Here is a 19042-nt window from a genome sequence, read left to right as displayed (position 1 = left end):
GCGGGATCGCCGCCTTCCCCGATCGTGCAATGGAGCGTCAGAGCGGGATCAGGAGCCCGAGCCGAGGCACTTGTTGGTCTTGGTGTTGAAGTTGCCGCACTTCTTGCCGACCCAGTCACCGATCAGGTCCTTGGAGCCGTCGAGCTCCTTCGACCAAGCGTCGCCGGCGACGAGGCCCGGGGTCTTCCAGACCACGTCAAACTGGCCGTTGCCCTTGATCTCGCCGATGAACACCGGCTTGGTGATGTGGTGGTTCGGCAGCATCTTCGACACGCCGCCGGTCAGGTTCGGCGCCTCGATGCCGGGAAGCGCATCGATCACCTTGTCCGGATCGGTCGACTTCACCTTCTCGACCGCCTTCACCCACATGTTGAAGCCGATCACGTGCGCTTCCATCGGATCGTTGGTCACGCGCTTCGGGTTCTTGGTGTAGGCCTGCCAGTCCTTGATGAACTTCTCGTTCGATCCGTCCTTGGTCTTGATCGACTCGAAGTAGTTCCAGGCGGCGAGATGGCCGACCAGCGGCTTGGTGTCGATGCCGGCGAGCTCTTCCTCACCCACCGAGAACGCGACCACCGGGATGTCCTTGGCCTTGATGCCCTGGTTGCCGAGCTCCTTGTAGAAGGGAACGTTGGCGTCGCCGTTGATGGTCGAGACCACCGCGGTCTTCTTGCCAGCCGAGCCGAACTTCTTGATGTCGGCCACGATCGTCTGCCAGTCGGAGTGACCGAACGGCGTATAGTTGATCATGATGTCTTCCTGGGCGACACCCTTGGACTTCAGGTAGGCTTCCAGGATCTTGTTGGTGGTGCGCGGATAGACGTAGTCGGTGCCCGCGAGCACCCAGCGCTTCACCTTCTCTTCCTTCATCAGATAGTCGACGGCGGGGATCGCCTGCTGGTTCGGCGCCGCACCCGTGTAGAACACGTTGCGCTCGCTCTCCTCGCCTTCGTACTGCACGGGGTAGAACAGGATGTTGTTGAGCTCCTTGAACACCGGGAGCACCGACTTGCGCGACACAGAGGTCCAGCAGCCGAACACGACCGAGACCTTGTCCTTGGTGATCAGCTCGCGCGCCTTCTCGGCGAACAGCGGCCAGTTCGAGGCGGGATCGACGACGACGGCCTCGAGCTTCTTGCCGAGCACGCCGCCCTTCTTGTTCTGCTCGTCGATCAGGAAGAGGATGGTGTCCTTCAGCGTGGTTTCGCTGATGGCCATGGTGCCGGAAAGGGAGTGAAGCACACCGACCTTGATGGTGTCGTCCGCGGCCTTGGCGCCGGTCAATGAGGCCAGACCGAGCATCAGTCCGGCGGTCGCGGCGAGAACGCCGCGGCGGCTAAATGACGCCGCTCTATCGCGAGTGGATTTGGTAAGCATTTGTGTATCATCTCCCTGACGCAGACGTGAAAAAGACGCTGCGAAACGGCCCCACGGCCGCCTGCGATTAACGGAATCGCAAGAACCATGCCATGGGCTGAACACACCCCAACACGTTGTTTTTGTTTATAAATTCAGCAGAAATCAAAGTTTCGCCGCAGTCAGATTGCCTAAAACATGGGCGAACAAAATGTATGCTAATGCGGCAGACAGTTCATTTTTTGAGCAAAATGGCGCATCTGTCTAAATTTCCGGCATAACTATTTCTGCACCGCAACCGCTGTTTGGGGCCGACTTGCCTTGAAAGCGCCCCCTCAATGTTCCATATGAACAGCCGAGACCTCTTGCGAATCAAGGGGTCGTAGCGAGCCGCGTGTTCTTAAGCCCTCTACGGGCCTCTGGCTTGCCCCATATTATCCAAGCCATCCGACACCCCAAACACGCAGGTGTCTTCTCGACACCCTTTTGCGCGCGCCGCGCTGAATGCGCCGGGCGCCCGCTTTTGACATGGAAAGAACCCATCTTTTGACTTCGTTTCAGGACTTCGGCCTCGCCGAACCCATCGCACGCGCTCTTCGTGAAGAGAATTACGTCACCCCGACCCCGATCCAGGCCCAGACCATCCCGCTGGCACTGACCGGCCGCGACGTCGTCGGCATCGCCCAGACCGGCACCGGCAAGACCGCGTCCTTCGCGCTGCCGATCCTGCACCGCCTGCTCGAGAACCGTATCAAGCCGCAGCCCAAGACCGCCCGCGTCCTGGTGCTGTCACCGACCCGCGAGCTTTCGGGGCAGATCCTCGACAGCTTCAACGCCTATGGCCGCCACATCCGCCTGTCCTCGACGCTCGCCATCGGCGGCGTTCCGATGGGCCGCCAGGTCCGTGCCCTGATGCAGGGCGTCGACGTGCTCGTCGCCACCCCCGGCCGCCTGCTCGACCTCGTGCAGAGCAACGGATTGAAGCTCTCGAGCGTTGAATTCCTCGTACTCGACGAGGCCGACCGCATGCTCGACATGGGCTTCATCAACGACATCCGCAAAATCGTCGCCAAGCTGCCGATCAAGCGGCAGACGCTGTTCTTCTCGGCCACCATGCCGAAGGACATCGCCGAGCTCGCCGATTCCATGCTGCGTGATCCCGCCCGCGTCGCCGTGACCCCGGTATCCTCGACTGCCGAGCGGATCAACCAGCGCATCCTGCAGGTCGACTTCTCGGCCAAGCCCGCCTTCCTGACCAAGCTGCTGCAGGACGAAGCGATCAACCGCGCGCTGGTCTTCACCCGCACCAAGCACGGCGCCGACAAGGTGGTGAAGACGCTGGCCAAAGCCGGCATCGCCGCCAACGCCATCCACGGCAACAAGTCGCAGAATCACCGCGAGCGCACGCTCGCGCAGTTCCGCTCGGGCGAGATCCGCACCCTGGTCGCCACCGACATCGCCGCCCGCGGCATCGATGTCGACGGCATCAGCCACGTGATCAATTTCGACCTGCCCAACGTGCCCGAGACCTATGTGCACCGCATCGGGCGTACAGCGCGTGCCGGCGCCGACGGCACCGCGATCTCGCTGGTCGCAGGCGGTGAGGAGCTCAGCTATCTCCGCGACATCGAGCGGCTGATCCGCGTGGCGCTGCCGCGCGAGGATCACCGCACCGACGCCGGCCGCCGCGATGCCGGTCCTCCCCCGCAGCAGCAGCGACAGGGCCGGCCGGGCGGCCGCCCGGGCCAGCGTCCGCAGGGCGCTCGGCATGGTGACGGACGGCGTGACGACAGGCATGCCGACGGACGCCACCACAGCGCCGGCAGGCACGGCGATGGGCGGCCCGGCGAAGGACGCCATGGCGAGGGCAGACCTGTTGATGGCCGGCCCGGTGAAGGCCACAACGCGTCGAAGGGGTCTCGCCGTCGCCACCGTTCCGGTGGTAAGATGAACTCCTCACCAGCTGATCGGTCGGAACAGCGTCCCGCGCATAGCGCCGGCAAGCCTGATGGAATACAAGGCGTTGCCTTTTTGCGTCGCGAGAGTCGTCCCAACGGCCGACCGAACCGCAATCCTCATTCGCACTAGCCGTCCACGACTGGAGACAACCACATGGCTAAGGAAGAGCTGATCCAGTTCGAAGGACTGGTCACTGAAATCCTCCCCGACGCCCGCTACCGCGTGCAGCTCGACGCCGGACACGAGATCGTCGCCTACACCGCCGGCAAGATGAAGAAGAACCGCATCAAGACGCTCGCGGGCGACCGCGTAACGGTGGAGATGTCGCCTTATGACCTCGAGAAGGGCCGGCTGATTTTCCGTCACAAGGACGAACGTCCTGCAACGGCCGGCGGACCGCCGCGCGGTGGGCCGCAGCGTGGTGGCCAGTTCCGCCGCCGCTAAGCGCCGAGACGTTGATCCGCGCAAGCGCGGAAGTAAAATTCCGACCTGTATGCTGATCTGCCGCGCTCACCGCGGCGGATCAAAAATCGTGCACGTCCCGATTGTTTTGAAGCCCTATTTCCAATAAACTGAATTTAATCGATTTTCGGCCGGACGACATTGGCATCCACCGGTACAGCCGGTTCAGACACGCTGACGACCCTTCCAGAATTTCGATCTAACCTGTCCGCGCGAGCGGGCTTTTACATTGTTTATCTGAGAGGGAACTACCCCGTGAGCATGGGAACCGTGAAGTGGTTTAACGCGACCAAGGGCTTCGGCTTCATCCAGCCCGACGATGGCGGCAAGGACGTGTTCGTGCACATCAGCGCCGTCGAGCGCGCCGGCCTCGGTACGCTGCGCGAAGGCCAGAAGATCTCCTACGAGATCGTCGCCGATCGCCGGTCCGGCAAGTCGGCCGCCGACAACCTTCGCTCCGCCGGCTGAGTCCACGGACCTTCGGTCCGGATCAGCTCGATCGAGCAAGTCCAAACGACAACAGAAAAGGCCGTGCGCGACGCACGGCCTTTTTTCATGTTCGAAGCAGCGCGCGCTCAGTAGGTCGTGCAGGAAGTATCCGGACTGTAATAGACGCAGGTCGACTGACGCGGCCTCGTATAGGCGACGTCGCTCAGCGTGATCGCGCTCTTGAGCGCATAGCCGACCGAGGGCGTGTAGGTGTAGCTGACCTCGCTGAAGATCAGATAGGTGCCGCCGATCGCCAGCGTCGTGGGGATCGTGACCAGGGACTTCGCCGTCCGTGGCACCGATCCCTTGCTCCACTGCACATGCGCCTGGAGGGTCGAGGGATCGACATAGAGCTCGGTGATCGTCGCCGTGACCGGCGAGGTGTCGTAAGGCGTCATGATGCCGGTCGAGGCGGCGAAGAAGTTGGTCATGTCGGTATCGCCGACCGACGTCGACTGCGAGGTGAGGTCCGACAGCGTCCGCGCCATCAGCGTCACCTTGCGATCGATCGCCACGGCCGACGAGAACTCGACCGTGCCGAAGAACATCACCAGCATCAGCGGCACGATCACCGCGAATTCGGTGGCCGCGAGACCTCTGCCATCGGCAAGGAATTCGTGCGCGGAAAGACGCGTCACCCGCCAGATTTTCGCAATCGCCTGCATCGTTCCGCCGATCCGTTGGCCTATTGTTTGAGCATGATCTTTTCGGAGAAACCGCTGTGCACTTTGCGCTAACGCGGCCCTTCGGGTCCGGATCATGCTCTAGTAGGGTTCGTTCTTGAACGCGGCCGTGGCCACCAGCAGCCGCTTGCTGCCGGTGAGATTGGCGATGTTGTAGCCAAGCCCGGTCACGAACAGCGGCCACTGGTAGAACAGCCGCACCACCACGATGTCGCCGGCGCTGCCCGGGCTGTAGCTCATGCTGGTGTCGAAACTTCCGGCGCCGTCGATGTGGCTCGACAGCGTGACCGCAGAGAAGGACGAGAAGCTCGTGACGTCGACATAGAGCTTGCTGCAATCGAACAGTGCCGGGATCTGGCTGCAGACATAGGTCTTGAACGTCGCCTGCGTGCACGGCGTGCCGACGCCGGACACCGCGCAGGCGGTCACCGAGCCCGATTGCGCCTGCCCGGTCAGCACCACGCGCGCGGAATTCTGCGTGATGGTCTCCAGCACCTGGCTCGCGAAGAACATGAGCGCCGTCTCGATGATGGCGAACAGCAGCGCGAAGAAGATCGGCGCGACCAGCGCGAACTCGACGGCGGCCGAGCCACGGCGATTGCCGCGAAACCGGCGCAGCGCGGTTCGGAGCGTGAACCTCACGGGTGCAGGCGTTGGCATCGCGTCAAATTTCCCCAGCAGCGGCGATCATCTGCTGCATTCAATAGCCAAAACTGATTGTTTAAGTGTTTCAGGGCGGCCGCGGCCGGCGGAACCCGCCGTTAAGAGGTCGTTAACCAGGGACGACCCGGGACACAGATGACAGCCGGACGGAGAAGGATGGCGGGCGCAGTTGTCGGGACCGCACCGCACGATCCCGATCCCCCTCAATCGAACTTGCTCGTTGGACTTGTCAGTTGGTGCTGTTAGTTGGTCTTGTTAGTTGGTCTTGGCACCCGCGCCGGCATTGCCGCTGGCATTGTTGCTCAGCGAACCGGCCTGACTCATCGTGGTATTGAAGTAGTTGTCGCTGTCGCCCAGCGTCACGCGACGCTGGCAAAGCGGCACGCAGCTGTAGGACTCGCGCTCAACCCCGCGATAGACGGTGACGAGCCGATCGCTCGGACCTTCGACCTGGATCTGACGGTCGACCAGGATTTCGCCGGTCCGGTCCAGCGCGATGAAATTGGTGGCGCCGTAACCCTTGCCGGTCACGACGATCATGCCGCCGGGCTGGAGCGTGACATCGGCGATCAGGGGATTGCCGACCACGATGGTCGCCACCTTGCCGGGCAGCCGGACCAGCTTGGCCTGGTCGACATTGACGGCGATGGTATCGGCGGTGGATTCGGCGAGGCTCGCAGCCGGCGATGCCAGCACCGCAGCCGCAACCAGAAGACAGACGCGCGCATGGCGGCGCAGCAGTTGTTTACGCATACTCTTACCCCCGGGACGTCACAAACCGGCAAAAGCGATCACATAACAGCGGAGCCGGTGCCCGACCCCGCTAACCTGCCCTCAATTCGTGAACGTTCCGCAAATTCGCCTTCTATTGTTTGAACGGACTGACGATTTAGCGCTCTGGCACGCCCTAGCGGCGGAACGGATAGGCAAGCTGCCCTCCGATCTCCTTCGGCATGGTCGCTTCGTCCTTGCCGTAGTCCTGCGGCAGCTTCCCCTCCGGCATGCGGAAGGTGCCGAACAGCACGTCCCAGATCGGGAACGTCCCGGCGAAATTGGTGTCGCCGCCGTCCTCGAGCGGAGTGTGGTGCCAGCGGTGGAATACCGGCGTCGCCAAGACATATTTGAACGGCCCGAAGGTCCAGTTCAGGTTGGCGTGCACAAAGGCCGAATGGAAGGTCGTGAACGGGGAGACCCAGATCATGACGTTCGGGGAGATGCCGGCCATCAACAGCACGACGTCGACGCCGATGGTGCCGAGCACGAGATTGACGGGATGGAAGCGGGCCGCCGAAATCCAGCTGATCTCTTCCGAGGAGTGATGGATCGCGTGGTACTTCCAGAACTCGCCGCCATGGAAGAGCCGGTGCAGCCAGTACAGCATGAAGTCCGACAGCACCAGGAACAGCGCGGCCTGCACCCAGAGCGGCAATTGCGCCAGCGGGCCGTGGCCGTTGTCGTAGAAGGCGATGAGATCGTCGGCGTCGTGGATGTTGAAGAAGACGCCTGCCCCGACGATCAAGAGCCCGATCCGCATGGTGCGGGCAAACACCGGCACGAAGAACCAGTAGCAGATGTCGGTGACGATCTCCCGCTTGCGCCACCACGGCACGCCGGGATTGCAGGCCCAGAAATGCTCGAGCACCGTGAAGACCAGCGCGAGCACGAAAGTGACGGGGACCACCTTCGCGATGGTATCGCCGAGCATCAGGGCGACTTGCATGGGCAGGCTCGACATCGTCGCCTCTCTTCCGAATTGCTGGTCTGCTTACGCCTACTCCGCGAAATTTAAGGGAGGGTGAAGCCGGCAGCGCAGTTGCAGTGCGTCCGGAACCGGAGCGAATTTCGATAGGTGCCTTAAGGTGAAATTCACTCTGGGCAAAAGCAGCGCGCAGGAATTGGGTTTACACAATCGAATTAACTCTACCGAAAGAGCTCGGCTCTCATGGTCATCACGTCAACGACAGCGCCGAACGAGGCGATCACACCCAAGATGGAGTTTGTTCATGAAGAACTTGATTGCGCGTTTCGCGAAGGATGAATCCGGCGCCACCGCCATCGAATACGGCCTGATCGCCGCCGGCATCGCGCTGGCCATCATCACCGTCGTCAACAATCTCGGCAGCACGCTGAACACCAAGTTCGGCTCGATCAGCAGCTCGCTGAAGTAAGCGACCGACCAACGACGGCAAAAGCCCCGGACCTCCGGGGCCTTTGTTTTTCTGAGTACGGCGAGTTCCAGTGGCGTTGCGAAAGTACAGAACCGATGCCGCGGTTGCGGCGAGCGAGGCGCAGGCGGCGCCGACCGGCTCGCCGGCCTATTGGGTATGCCTTGCGCTGCTGCTGGCAACGGTCGCACTCGCCGCACGCATTGCCAGCCTCTGGTGAGCTTGCTCCGGCGGGCTATTGCCGGTCCAGACCGCTGCCGCCGTTGTCGGTTTGTTTAGCACTGCCGGCTAGCATCGCGCGACGCCAGATCCCGCGACAAACCCAGGCCTCAAGACGCAGCCCATGATCCTCGACCTTGCGCGCCTCATGCTCTTCCCGGCCCTGATGGCGTTCGCGGCCGCGAGCGATCTCTTCACGATGACCATCTCGAACCGGGTGTCGCTGGCGCTGGTCGCAGGCTTCTTCGTGCTGGCCCTTGCCGGTGGCATGGCACCTTACGAGATGCTCACACATGTCGGCGCCGGCGCGCTTCTGCTGGTCGTGGCCTTCACGTGCTTCGCGATGGGTTGGGTCGGCGGCGGCGACGCCAAGGTGGCGGCCTCCGTCGCGCTCTGGTTCGGCTTCGCGCACCTGATGAACTTCCTGCTCTACGCCTCGCTGTTCGGCGGAGCGCTGACGCTGCTCCTGCTCCAGTTCCGGCAATGGCCGCTGCCCTATGGCCTCGCGGGCCAGGCCTGGCTTGCACGACTGCACGCCAAGGAGAGCGGCATCCCCTACGGCATCGCGCTCGCGCTGAGCGCGCTGATGGTCTACCCGGAGACCGAGTGGGTGAAGGCGATCGACCTCGCCCATTTCGCACTGCGCTGAACGCTTCGGGTAAACCCGGCGTTAAGGCGATTTAGATACGCCTCATTAACCATGCTTTGACGAATAGCTGGTCAACTGCCGATTACGGCGGCGGCAGCGTCGCGGCGTTCTTGTTGGAAAGTGAAGCGTATGAATAGGGCACGCATTGTCGTCCTGACGGTCGCCATCTGCGCCGGCGGCGTCGCCGCGTACCTGGCGAGCGGCTCGGACAATTCTGCGCCGCCTCCAGCGGCTCCGGTCGCGCAGCTTCCGACCGTCGACGTGCTGGTGGCCAAGAACGACATCGGTCTCGGCCAGACCGTCAAGCCCGAAGACGTGCAATGGCAGACCTGGCCGGCCGCGACCGCCAGCGCCACCTTCATCCGCCGCAACGAGCGCCCGGAGGGCGCGACCCAGGTGACGGGCTCCATCGCACGCGCCCCCTTCATCCAGGGTGAGCCGATCCGAGACCAGAAGCTGGTCAAGCCGGAGGGCTCCGGCTTCATGGCAGCAATCCTGCCCACCGGCATGCGCGCGATCTCGACCGAGATCTCGCCCGAGACCGGCGCAGGCGGCTTCATCCTGCCCAACGATCGCGTCGACGTGCTCCTGACCCGCCGCCTCAAGAACCCGGATCAGAGCAGCGGCGCTCCCGATCTCATCACGTCCGAGATTATCCTGGCCAACATTCGCGTCCTGGCCATCGACCAGGCGCCGAAGGAGAAGGACGGCCAGAACGCGGTGGTCGGCAAGACCGTCACCCTCGAGCTCAATCCCGCACAGACGGCGACGCTGTCCGCCGCCCGCCAGAGCGGCACGCTGTCGCTGGCGCTGCGCAGCATCGTCGACGTCAAGATGAGCGAGATCACGCTCGATGATTCCGCGCAGAAGCGCGATGGCGTTTCGATCATTCGCTACGGCATCCCGAGCACGACGGCAAAGGCACGATGAGGGCAGTCGATATGAAATGCAGGGCAGATTTGACGACGATGCGAACCTCACTGGTTCGCGCCCTGTCGTTTTCGGCCGCCCTCGCGCTGGTGCTCAACCCGGCGTTGACCCCCGTGGTCGCCGCCGACTACCGCCCCGTGGCGCCGGCCGCCGCCGACGGCCAGATGAACGCGCGCTTCCTTTCGCTCGGCGTCGGCAAGTCGATCGTGATCGACCTGCCGCGCGACATCAAGGACGTGCTGGTCGCCGACCCCAAGATTGCCAACGCGGTGGTCCGCTCGGCGCAGCGCGCCTACATCATCGGCGCCTCGGTCGGCCAGACCAACATCGTATTCTTCGATTCCGCCGGCCAGCAGATTGCGGCCTACGACATCGCGGTCAAGCGCGACCTCAACGGCGTGCGCGCCGCATTGAAGCAGGTCCTGCCGAATTCCGACATCCAGATCGACGGGCTCGGCGAGGGTGTCGTGCTGACCGGCAGCGTGGCGAGTCCGATGGAGGCGCAGCAGGCCAACGAACTCGCCGCGCGCCTCGCCGGCGGCGCCGACAAGGTGGTGAACTCGATCGTGGTCCGCGGCCGCGACCAGGTCATGCTGAAGGTGACGGTGGCCGAGGTCCAGCGCAACATCGTCAAGCAGCTCGGCATCGACCTCTCCGCGAACCTGAACTACGGCACCTCGGTGGTGAGCTTCACCAACTCGAACCCGTTCACGGCCCTGGGCCGCAATCTCGTGGACGGCAACAATCTGACCACGAAGTTCGGCACATCGGTGCAGGCGACGCTACGCGCGATGGAGACCGCGGGCGTGATCCGGACGCTGGCGGAGCCGAACCTGACCGCGATCTCCGGGGAGTCGGCGACCTTCATCGCCGGCGGTGAATTCCCGGTGCCGGCAGGCTATGCGTGCGATCCCACGACGCATGTCTGTACCACCCAGATCAGCTTCAAGAAGTTCGGCATCTCGCTCAACTTCACCCCTGTCGTCCTGACCGAGGGCAAGATCAGCCTGCGCGTGATGACCGAGGTCTCGGAGCTCTCGAACGAGAATTCGATCACGCTGTCGCAGGCCGTCACCTCGACGTCGGTGAACTCGCTGACGGTGCCCTCGATCCGGACCCGCCGCGCCGAGACCTCGCTGGAAATTCCCTCCGGCGGCGCGATGGCGATGGCCGGCCTGATCCAGCAGCAGACCAAGCAGGCGGTGAGCGGATTGCCGGGCCTGATGCAGCTTCCAGTGCTCGGCACGCTGTTTCGCAGCCGCGACTTCGTCAACAACGCGACCGAGCTGGTCGTGATCGTGACGCCTTATGTCGTTCGCGCAACAGCGCCGAAGGATCTGTCGCGGCCGGATGACGGCTTCGCCGCGCCTGCCGACCCGCAGGCCGAGCTGATCGGCAACATCAACCGCATCTATGGCGTGCCCGGCCGGACCGAACCGGCCCGGAACTACCGTGGCACCTACGGCTTCATCACCGACTGAGGCGGAACGGGGACTTCAAGATGATCACAAGACCACCCCAGCTTCGCAAACGCGCCATCGGCTTCGGCGGCGCGCTCGTCGGCATCGCGCTTGCGCTCGGCGGCTGCCAGCACGACGAGGTGGCGACCGCCTCCATTCCCGACGACTACAAGCAGCGTCACCCGATCGCGGTCGAGGAGCAGAACCGCTCGATCGTCGTCTTCGTCGGCCACGCGCGCGGTGGGCTCACCGCCGGCCAGCGCGCCGACGTGATGGGCCTGGCATCGGCCTGGCTGCACGAAGGCACCGGCGCCATCCATATCGACGTGCCGTCCGGCACGCCGAATGCGCGCCCGGCATCCGAGTCGATGCGTGAGATCCAGGCCATGCTGGCAGCCGCGGGCGTTCCCCCGCGCGGCATCATCACCCGCCCCTACCAGCCGACAGACAAGCGCTTCCTGCCGCCGATCCGGCTGACCTATTCCAAGATCGCCGCGGTCGCGGGTCCCTGCGGACTGTGGCCGGAGGACATCGGCCCCTCGATGAAGAACAAGAGCTGGTTCGAGAACAAGGACTATTACAATTTCGGCTGCGCCTATCAGCGCAACATGGCCGCCATGGTCGACAACCCGGCGGACCTCGAGCAGCCGCGTTCGGAATCGCCGTCCTACACGACGCGGCGCACCGCCGCGTTCGAGAAGTATCGCAAGGGAACTCCGACGGCCGTCATCTATCCTGAAGCCGAAAAGGCCAAACTCAGCGACACCGGCAAATGATCAGCTACGCTCGCCAGTCCCAAGAAGAGCAGCCGGAAGCATCGCTCCCACCGGTCGAGGAGCATATTGCGCCGGCGCCGCGCGTTTCGGTCCAGGCTTTCTGCGAGACCGTGGAGACCGCTGCCGCGGTGCAGTCGGCCGGCGAGGATCGCCGCCTCGGCAAGGCCCACCTGAAGATCCAGATGGGCGGCATGGCGGCCGCGATCGAAGCCTACCGCTCGGCGCCCACGCCGAACGTGATCGTGCTCGAGAGCGACGGCCGCAACGACCTGCTGGGCGGGCTCGACCAGCTCGCCACGGTCTGCGACGCCGGCACCCGCGTGGTGGTGATCGGCCGCATCAACGACGTCACGCTCTATCGCGAGCTGGTGCGTCGCGGCGTCAGCGACTACGTGCTCGCGCCGGTCGGCCCCATCGACGTCGTGCGCTCGATCTGCAACCTGTTCTCCGCACCGGAAGCCAAGGCGGTCGGCCGCATCATCGCGGTGGTCGGCGCCAAGGGCGGCGTCGGCGCATCCACCATCTCCCACAACGTCGCCTGGGCGATCGCGCGCGATCTCGCGATGGACGCGGTGGTCGCCGATCTCGACCTCGCCTTCGGCACCGCCGGGCTCGACTACAATCAGGACCCGCCACAGGGCATCGCCGACGCCGTGTTCTCGCCCGATCGCGTCGATACCGCCTTCATCGACCGTCTGCTGTCGAAATGCACGGACCACCTCAGCCTGCTGGCGGCGCCCGCCACGCTCGACCGGGTCTATGATTTCGGCACCGACGCCTTCGATGCCGTGTTCGACACGCTGCGCTCCACCATGCCGTGCATCGTGCTCGATATCCCGCACCAATGGTCGGGCTGGACCAAGCGCGCCCTGATCGGCGCGGACGACATCCTGATCGTGGCGGCGCCGGACCTCGCCAATCTGCGCAACACCAAGAACCTGTTCGATCTGCTGAAGGCCTCGCGCCCGAACGACCGGCCGCCGCTCTACTGCCTGAACCAGGTCGGCGTCCCCAAGCGGCCCGAAATCGCCGCCACCGAGTTCGCCAAGGCGATCGAGAGCCAGCCGGTCGTCTCGATCCCGTTCGAGCCGCAGATTTTCGGTTCGGCAGCCAACAACGGCCAGATGATCGCGGAGATCTCCGCCAACCACAAGTCGATCGAAATGTTTCTCCAGATCGCCCAGCGCCTGACCGGTCGCAGCGAGACGAAGAAACAAAAGTCGTCCTTGCTTTCACCCCTGATTGAGAAGTTGCGGGGAAAATAAGCCGCCGCATGGAGTCGTTAAGTGTTCGGTAAGCGTAGCGGAACAGACACCGACCTTCGGGCCCCCAAGCCCGGCGCCGTGTCGCCAGAGCCTGCCCCGGCTCCGGCGCCGACGATGTCGCGCGCGCCGCCCCCGCCGGCCGTCGCCTCGCCACCACTCGCCCCGATCAAAGCCCCGCCGCCGCCTCCCATGGAGAACCGGCGCTCGGACAATTATTACGAGGTCAAGGCGACCATCTTCGGCGCGCTGATCGAGGCCATCGACCTCGCCCAGCTGGCCAAGCTCGATTCGGAATCCGCCCGCGAGGAAATCCGCGACATCGTCAACGAGATCATCGCGATCAAGAATATCGTGATGTCGATCGCCGAGCAGGAGGAACTGCTCGACGACATCTGCAACGACGTGCTCGGCTACGGTCCGCTGGAGCCGCTGCTGTCGCGCGACGACATCGCGGACATCATGGTCAACGGCGCCAACACCGTCTACATCGAGGTCGCCGGCAAGATCCAGCGTACCGGCATCCGCTTCCGCGACAACCAGCAGCTCCTCAACATCTGTCAGCGCATCGTCAGCCAGGTCGGCCGGCGCGTCGACGAATCATCGCCGATCTGCGACGCACGCCTCGCCGACGGCTCCCGCGTCAATGCTATCGTGCAGCCGCTGTCGATCGACGGGCCCACGCTCACCATCCGCAAGTTCAAGAAGGACAAGCTGACGCTGGATCAGCTCGTCAAGTTCGGCGCGATCTCGCCGGAGGGCGCCGAGATCCTCCAGATCATCGGCCGCGTCCGCTGCAACGTGCTGATCTCCGGCGGTACCGGCTCGGGCAAGACCACGCTGCTCAACTGCCTCACCAACTACATCGAACACGACGAGCGCGTCATCACCTGCGAAGACGCCGCCGAGCTTCAGCTCCAGCAGCCCCATGTGGTGCGACTCGAGACCCGCCCGCCCAACATCGAGGGCGAGGGCCAGGTGACCATGCGCGAGCTGGTGCGCAACTGCCTGCGTATGCGCCCTGAACGGATCATCGTCGGCGAAGTCCGCGGACCCGAGGCGTTCGATCTGCTGCAGGCCATGAACACCGGCCATGACGGCTCGATGGGCACGCTGCACGCCAACAATCCGCGCGAGGCGCTCTCGCGCTGCGAATCCATGATCACGATGGGCGGCTTTTCCCTTCCGTCGCGAACAATTCGCGAGATGATCTGCGCCTCGATCGACGTCATCGTCCAGGCGGCGCGCCTGCGCGACGGTTCGCGCCGCATCACCCACATCACCGAGGTGATGGGCATGGAAGGCGACACCATCATCACCCAGGACATCTTCGTCTACGACCTGATCGGCGAGGACGCCAACGGCAAGATCATCGGCCGGCACCGCTCGACCGGCATCGGCCGTCCGAAGTTCTGGGAACGCGCCCGCTATTACGGCGACGAGAAACGCCTTGCCGCCGCGCTGGACGCTGCGGAAGCGGCGCCGACGAAATGAGCGGGTCAGCGACACCATGAACATGCAAATCCTCGCCCTCGCCTTCCTCGCCACCGCCGCCGTCGGCGGCATCGCCTGGGTCTTCCTCTATCCGTTGCTGTCAGGAGAACGGCAGGCGGAAAACCGCCGCGCCTCGATCGCGCGCGCCGACGCGCCGGCGGCCAAGCAGACCGAAAAGAGCCAGCGCACGCGCCGCGAGCAGGTCGAGAGCTCGCTGAAGGATCTCGAGGCACGGCGTCAGCAGGAGAAGAGCGTTCCGCTCAGCGTCCGCCTGTCGCAGGCAGGGCTGGACTGGACACCGCAGAAATTCTGGATCGTGTCCGCCGTCGTGGCGGGCGTGCTGTTCGCGGCCGCCATGTTCGTCGGCGGCGGCCTGCTCGGCGCCGCCGGCCTTGCCTTTGCCGGCGGCTTCGGCCTGCCGCGCTGGGCACTCGGCTTCCTGAAGAAGCGTCGCGAAGCCAAATTCCTGAAGGCGCTGCCCGACGCCGTCGACGTGATCGTCCGCGGCATCAAGGCGGGCCTGCCGCTGTTCGAATCGATCAAGGTCGTCGCTGCGGACGCGCCCGAGCCGCTGCGCAGCGAGTTCCTGGCGATCATCGAGACGCAGGCGATCGGCATGCCGCTCGGCGAAGCCTGCTCGCGCCTCTACGATCGGATGCCACTGCCGGAAGCCAATTTCTTCGGGATCGTCATCTCGATCCAGCAGAAGTCGGGCGGCAATCTCTCCGAAGCGCTCGGCAACCTCTCCAAGGTGCTGCGTGACCGCAAGAAGATGAAGGAAAAGATCCAGGCGATGTCGATGGAAGCCAAGGCCTCGGCCGGCATCATCGGCTCGCTGCCGCCGATCGTGATGTTCCTCGTTTATCTCACGACGCCGCACTACATCTCGCTGCTGTGGACCCATCCTACCGGCCAGCTCATGCTGGTCGGCTGCGTCATCTGGATGTCGATCGGCATCATGGTGATGAAGAAGATGATCAATTTCGATTTCTGACGGTGGCGTATGGTCGAATTTCTCGTCTCGAAACTTCATGACGTCCGCTTCATGACCATGCTGCTGGCGGCCATCGCCGCCAGCGCCACCGTCTATACGCTGGTGATGCCGCTGTTCGCCGGCGAAGGCCTCTCCAAGCGCATGAAGGCGGTGGCAAGCGAACGCGAACGCATCCGGCAGCGCGAGCGCGACCGCCTCAACAAGAATGAAAAGGTCTCGCTGCGCCAGACGCCGAAGCAGATCGTCTCCAAGGTCGTCGAGGACTTCAACCTTACCAAATGGCTCGCGCAGGAAGCCGCCCGCGACAAGCTCATCATGGCCGGCTACCGCGGCCAGGCGCCCTACATCACCTTCCTGTTTGCGCGCATGGTCGCTCCGCTCGTGCTGTTCATGGGCTCGATCCTGTACGTGTTCCTGATCGCGCACATGGACAAGCCGCTGCCGGTCAAGATCGGTATCTGCATCGGCGCCGCCTATGCCGGCCTCCAGGCCCCGATGCTGTTCCTCAAGAACGCGATCTCCAAGCGCCAGCTCTCGATCAGGCGCGCCTTTCCCGACGCGCTCGACCTGCTGCTGATCTGCATCGAATCCGGCATGTCGGTCGAAATGGCGTTCCGGAAGGTCGCCACCGAGATCGTGGGCCAGTCGATCGCGCTGTCGGAAGAGTTCGCGCTGACCACCGCCGAGTTGTCCTATTTGCAGGACCGCAAGGTGGCCTACGAGAACCTGGCGCGGCGCACCGGGCTCGAGGGCGTCAAATCGGTGTGTCTCGCGCTTCAGCAGGCGGAACGCTACGGCACTCCGCTCGGGCACTCGCTGCGCGTGATGGCGCAGGAAAACCGCGACATGCGCATGAACGAGGCCGAGAAGAAGGCTGCCGCGCTGCCGCCGAAGCTGACGGTGCCGATGATCCTGTTCTTCCTGCCGGTGCTGTTCGTCGTCATTCTCGGGCCGACCGGCATCAAGATCTCCGAGCTCCAGTGACGCGAAAGGCGGACCGCGCGCGGTCCGCATCAGTGAAGTCGAAACGAAGCGATCTGGGGGCGGATCAGTCTGACTGGCTGAGCGAGGCGACCGGCGTCCGCTTCGGCGCGCCGCGCGGGCCCTCGCTGCGGTTCAGCATGTCCTTGAGATAGGCGACATTGGCCGCGGCCTGGTCCGGCGGCAGGTCCGCCTTCACGATGGTCTCGGCCTCGGCGAAGCGGCCCTGGAGACCGACGACCAGGCCGAGATTCTGCCGCACCCGGCTACTGGCGCGCGGCGAGGCATAGGCCTGCCGCAGTGCCTCCTCGGCCTTCGGCAGGTCCTTCGACAGCATGTAGGACAGGCCGAGATTGGAAAGCACGCCGGGATCGCCCGGTGCGATCTTCAGCGAGCTCGCGTAATAGGAGCGCGCCTCCTCGTGACGTCCCATCTGATCGAGCACCGTGCCCTGCACCGAGAGCAGGCGCCAGTCCGGATTGTCGGGCGAATGCGCCTTCGACAGCACGTCGAAGGCCTGCTGGAAGTTGCCGTTGTCGGCGAGCGCCCGGCCATACTGGGCGAGCAGCGCCTTGTTGCCGGGATTGGCGATGGTCGCCTGCTCGAGCACGGCGGCGGCCTGGGCGCGCTGGCCGTTGGCGCGCAGGGCCTGGCCATAGCCGAGCGCGGCTTCGGCGTCCTTGGGATTGGCACGGTAGCGCTCGCCATAGACCTCGACGGCGCGCGCGGGATCGCTGGGAGCTGCTTCCGCACGCGACCCGGCCGACCCGATCGAGCCGGTGACGTCGGAGAGCTTTGACATTGCCGTGCAGCCGCCGAGGCTGATCGCCACCATCGCGACGAGCGAGGCAGACGCAAGAAGCCGGGCAGGACTGAACCGTTGACGCATGACGCTTTGACTCTCGAGCGGATGGATCGAGCCGAACGCGCCAGCAATAGACTGTTAACCCTAATAGCCGGTTAACACCGGCGCCCCCACGGCGGTGTCTGCGGCGGCGCCGCGCCGCCGAGCCCCAGATCGAGGCCGAGCACCTTCATGTGCTCGTTCAGGTCCCGCAGCAATTGCAGCACCCGTGCCTCTCCGTCGGTCCCCGTGTGCGGCAGTCCCGGCCATTGGCGCCGGAGATCCTCAGGGCTGACCAGACGCCGCGCCAAGAGTTCATCGAGCTGAAGCTGATCCATGGCAAGCACGCCGGCGGATTGCTCGACCAACCGGCGCAGCAGCAGCGCCACCGCGGCAATCGCGTCGGCATCATGCCTGGGCGCCGACCTCGAGAACTTGCGTTCGAGATCGGCCCAGGCCCGAGAGGTGACGAGATAGGTGTGGAGCGCATTCGCCGAACCCGGCTCGCCGTCGGCGTAGAAGGCACGGCGCATCAGGAGCCGGCGCGCCAGCACCGCCACCTGATCCCGCCTCAATGTCGCGATTGAAGCGATCTCGATCGCCGTCTGGACGGCCGGATCGCGGGAATAATCCCGCCCTGCCGACAGGCGGATCACGCCGTTCGGCAAGTTCGAGTCGAGCAGACGGAAGCCGCCAGCATTGCGCGGCCGCGAATGGCGCGCGATTGCAAATCCATATTCGGAACTGCCGTCATCGGACATCGGCCCAAAATGGATGATGTTGAATCCGGCATCGTCGCCGCCCTGCCCGGTCGAGGATGGACAGGACAGCACGTAGATGGTGCGCCAGAACGCTTCACTGCCCGTGCTCCGCGTCGCGCGCGGATCGGGAATCGAATAGCGGGTCAGTCCCTCGACATGCCGGTGACCGTGCAGAACCAGGTCGATGTTGAGCGAGGTCGCCGCTTCGAGGAAGGTGGCGGGCGCGGCGAGATACATCAGCGGCTCATCCGGCACGCCGAGAAACCGCTTTGCTTCGCCGGTCGCCTGCGGAAGCGGATGATGGTGCAGCGCCAGCACCCGCACGAGGTTTTCCGCCGGCTCGGAATGATCGGCGCGTCCCGCCGATCCAAGACTGCCTGCGAGCTCGACACTCAGCCGGGCGGAACCGGCGACCATGGCGCTGTAGGAGCCCTGGTCGATATTGCCGCTCGCCAGCGTCATGAGGCTTGCGCGGTTGGAATCCAGCAGCACCAGATCGAGGCCGGCCTGGCGGTAGTAGACGCTCTTCGAGGTCCGCGGCAGATGCAGGTAGTCATAGACGTCGTGACGGCCCGCACGCAGGCTCGCCCGCTTGACGTCGTGATTGCCGGCAACCGCCTGGATGTCGGTGAATAGCCCGGTCTGCCGGAAGGACGCGATCACCGCGAGCGCTTCGTCGAGCGCGCGCGGCGTCGGGTCGTCGACGAGATCGCCGGTGATCAGCAGGATGCGATCGGGAACGTCGGTGAAGTCCGCCATCCTCTCGCGCAGAGCAGCGCCGAGCGCCTCGACCGTCGGAAGCAACCGGCCTGACCCGTCCAGATGCAGGTCGGATATCTGCGCGATAACGAACGATCTATCCATTTTGCGCCGCTCATTGCGAATGCTGCGCCGC

20 protein-coding genes are annotated in these 19042 nt (G+C 64.4%); 13 read left to right on the top strand and 7 right to left on the bottom strand.

All coding sequences use genetic code 11. The features are described from left to right. Positions 1–48: 48 nt before the first annotated feature. A complete protein-coding gene (urtA, locus tag XH79_RS16620) occupies positions 49–1377 on the bottom strand; it encodes an urea ABC transporter substrate-binding protein (protein WP_212340999.1) in 1329 nt (442 codons plus the stop codon). A gap of 483 nt (positions 1378–1860) precedes the next feature. Here urtA and XH79_RS16615 point away from each other — a divergent pair, with 483 nt between their 5' ends. The 3 genes from XH79_RS16615 to XH79_RS16605 all read left to right on the top strand — a co-directional run bounded on the left by XH79_RS16615 (position 1861) and on the right by XH79_RS16605 (position 4245). Further along, complete coding sequence (locus XH79_RS16615; RefSeq protein ID WP_271582308.1) at positions 1861–3444, top strand: DEAD/DEAH box helicase; 1584 nt, start codon at positions 1861–1863, stop codon at positions 3442–3444. A 24-nt stretch (positions 3445–3468) separates the two neighbouring features. After that, positions 3469–3759, top strand: coding sequence for a translation initiation factor IF-1 (infA, locus tag XH79_RS16610; protein WP_008546913.1), 291 nt, complete (start codon positions 3469–3471; stop codon positions 3757–3759). A 273-nt stretch (positions 3760–4032) separates the two neighbouring features. Continuing rightward, entirely contained in the window at positions 4033–4245 is a 213-nt protein-coding gene (locus XH79_RS16605; RefSeq protein WP_011084262.1) for a cold-shock protein, read from the top strand. 107 nt (positions 4246–4352) lie between these two features. Here XH79_RS16605 and XH79_RS16600 read toward each other — a convergent pair whose 3' ends face one another. The 4 genes from XH79_RS16600 to XH79_RS16585 all read right to left on the bottom strand — a co-directional run bounded on the left by XH79_RS16600 (position 4353) and on the right by XH79_RS16585 (position 7347). Next, positions 4353–4931: a TadE/TadG family type IV pilus assembly protein gene (locus XH79_RS16600; protein ID WP_271582307.1), complete on the bottom strand. Its 579-nt coding sequence runs from the start codon at positions 4929–4931 to the stop codon at positions 4353–4355. A 99-nt stretch (positions 4932–5030) separates the two neighbouring features. Next, entirely contained in the window at positions 5031–5609 is a 579-nt protein-coding gene (locus XH79_RS16595; protein ID WP_271582306.1) for a TadE/TadG family type IV pilus assembly protein, read from the bottom strand. A gap of 258 nt (positions 5610–5867) precedes the next feature. Continuing rightward, on the bottom strand, positions 5868–6365 hold the full coding sequence (locus tag XH79_RS16590; protein ID WP_212341003.1) for a pilus assembly protein N-terminal domain-containing protein: 498 nt from the start codon (positions 6363–6365) through the stop codon (positions 5868–5870). Positions 6366–6519: 154 nt separating this feature from the next. Further along, positions 6520–7347 (bottom strand): sterol desaturase family protein, encoded by an 828-nt coding sequence (locus tag XH79_RS16585; protein WP_212341004.1) that lies wholly within the window; start codon positions 7345–7347, stop codon positions 6520–6522. A 268-nt stretch (positions 7348–7615) separates the two neighbouring features. Between XH79_RS16585 and XH79_RS16580 the strand changes: the two genes are divergently transcribed. The 10 genes from XH79_RS16580 to XH79_RS16535 all read left to right on the top strand — a co-directional run bounded on the left by XH79_RS16580 (position 7616) and on the right by XH79_RS16535 (position 16545). Beyond that, positions 7616–7780, top strand: coding sequence for a Flp family type IVb pilin (locus XH79_RS16580; RefSeq protein ID WP_018646598.1), 165 nt, complete (start codon positions 7616–7618; stop codon positions 7778–7780). Between the two features lie 70 nt (positions 7781–7850). Next, the gene (locus XH79_RS16575) at positions 7851–7997 is read left to right on the top strand and encodes a hypothetical protein (protein ID WP_167526376.1); all 147 of its coding nucleotides are present in this window, start codon (positions 7851–7853) and stop codon (positions 7995–7997) included. A gap of 123 nt (positions 7998–8120) precedes the next feature. Continuing rightward, positions 8121–8645: an A24 family peptidase gene (locus XH79_RS16570; protein ID WP_271582305.1), complete on the top strand. Its 525-nt coding sequence runs from the start codon at positions 8121–8123 to the stop codon at positions 8643–8645. A 129-nt stretch (positions 8646–8774) separates the two neighbouring features. Further along, the gene (gene cpaB / locus XH79_RS16565) at positions 8775–9575 is read left to right on the top strand and encodes a Flp pilus assembly protein CpaB (protein ID WP_212341008.1); all 801 of its coding nucleotides are present in this window, start codon (positions 8775–8777) and stop codon (positions 9573–9575) included. A gap of 11 nt (positions 9576–9586) precedes the next feature. Then, on the top strand, positions 9587–11056 hold the full coding sequence (locus XH79_RS16560) for a type II and III secretion system protein family protein (protein ID WP_212341010.1): 1470 nt from the start codon (positions 9587–9589) through the stop codon (positions 11054–11056). Positions 11057–11076: 20 nt separating this feature from the next. Continuing rightward, positions 11077–11811, top strand: a complete 735-nt coding sequence (locus XH79_RS16555; protein ID WP_212341012.1) for a CpaD family pilus assembly protein — start codon at positions 11077–11079, stop codon at positions 11809–11811. Next, positions 11808–13076, top strand: a complete 1269-nt coding sequence (locus XH79_RS16550; protein ID WP_018646592.1) for an AAA family ATPase — start codon at positions 11808–11810, stop codon at positions 13074–13076. The genes XH79_RS16555 and XH79_RS16550 overlap by 4 nt, the downstream gene beginning before the upstream one ends. Before the next feature lie 21 nt (positions 13077–13097). Then, positions 13098–14567 (top strand): CpaF family protein, encoded by a 1470-nt coding sequence (locus XH79_RS16545; RefSeq protein WP_271582304.1) that lies wholly within the window; start codon positions 13098–13100, stop codon positions 14565–14567. Positions 14568–14583: 16 nt separating this feature from the next. Next, a complete protein-coding gene (locus XH79_RS16540) occupies positions 14584–15561 on the top strand; it encodes a type II secretion system F family protein (protein ID WP_271582303.1) in 978 nt (325 codons plus the stop codon). Between the two features lie 9 nt (positions 15562–15570). Beyond that, positions 15571–16545 carry a type II secretion system F family protein gene (locus XH79_RS16535; RefSeq protein ID WP_212341018.1) on the top strand — a complete coding sequence of 325 codons (975 nt, stop codon included), beginning with the start codon at positions 15571–15573 and terminating at the stop codon, positions 16543–16545. A gap of 64 nt (positions 16546–16609) precedes the next feature. Here XH79_RS16535 and XH79_RS16530 read toward each other — a convergent pair whose 3' ends face one another. Further along, positions 16610–17431 carry a tetratricopeptide repeat protein gene (locus XH79_RS16530; protein WP_271582302.1) on the bottom strand — a complete coding sequence of 274 codons (822 nt, stop codon included), beginning with the start codon at positions 17429–17431 and terminating at the stop codon, positions 16610–16612. Between the two features lie 71 nt (positions 17432–17502). Next, positions 17503–19011, bottom strand: a complete 1509-nt coding sequence (locus XH79_RS16525; protein WP_271582301.1) for a metallophosphoesterase family protein — start codon at positions 19009–19011, stop codon at positions 17503–17505. Positions 19012–19042: the final 31 nt, after the last annotated feature.

Origin of the sequence: Bradyrhizobium sp. CCBAU 45389, assembly GCF_028128625.1 — a bacterium.
GTDB lineage: Bacteria > Pseudomonadota > Alphaproteobacteria > Rhizobiales > Xanthobacteraceae > Bradyrhizobium > Bradyrhizobium liaoningense_B.
Note: the sequence above shows the minus strand (reverse complement) of the source record. Positions and strands in the feature narration are given on the sequence as shown.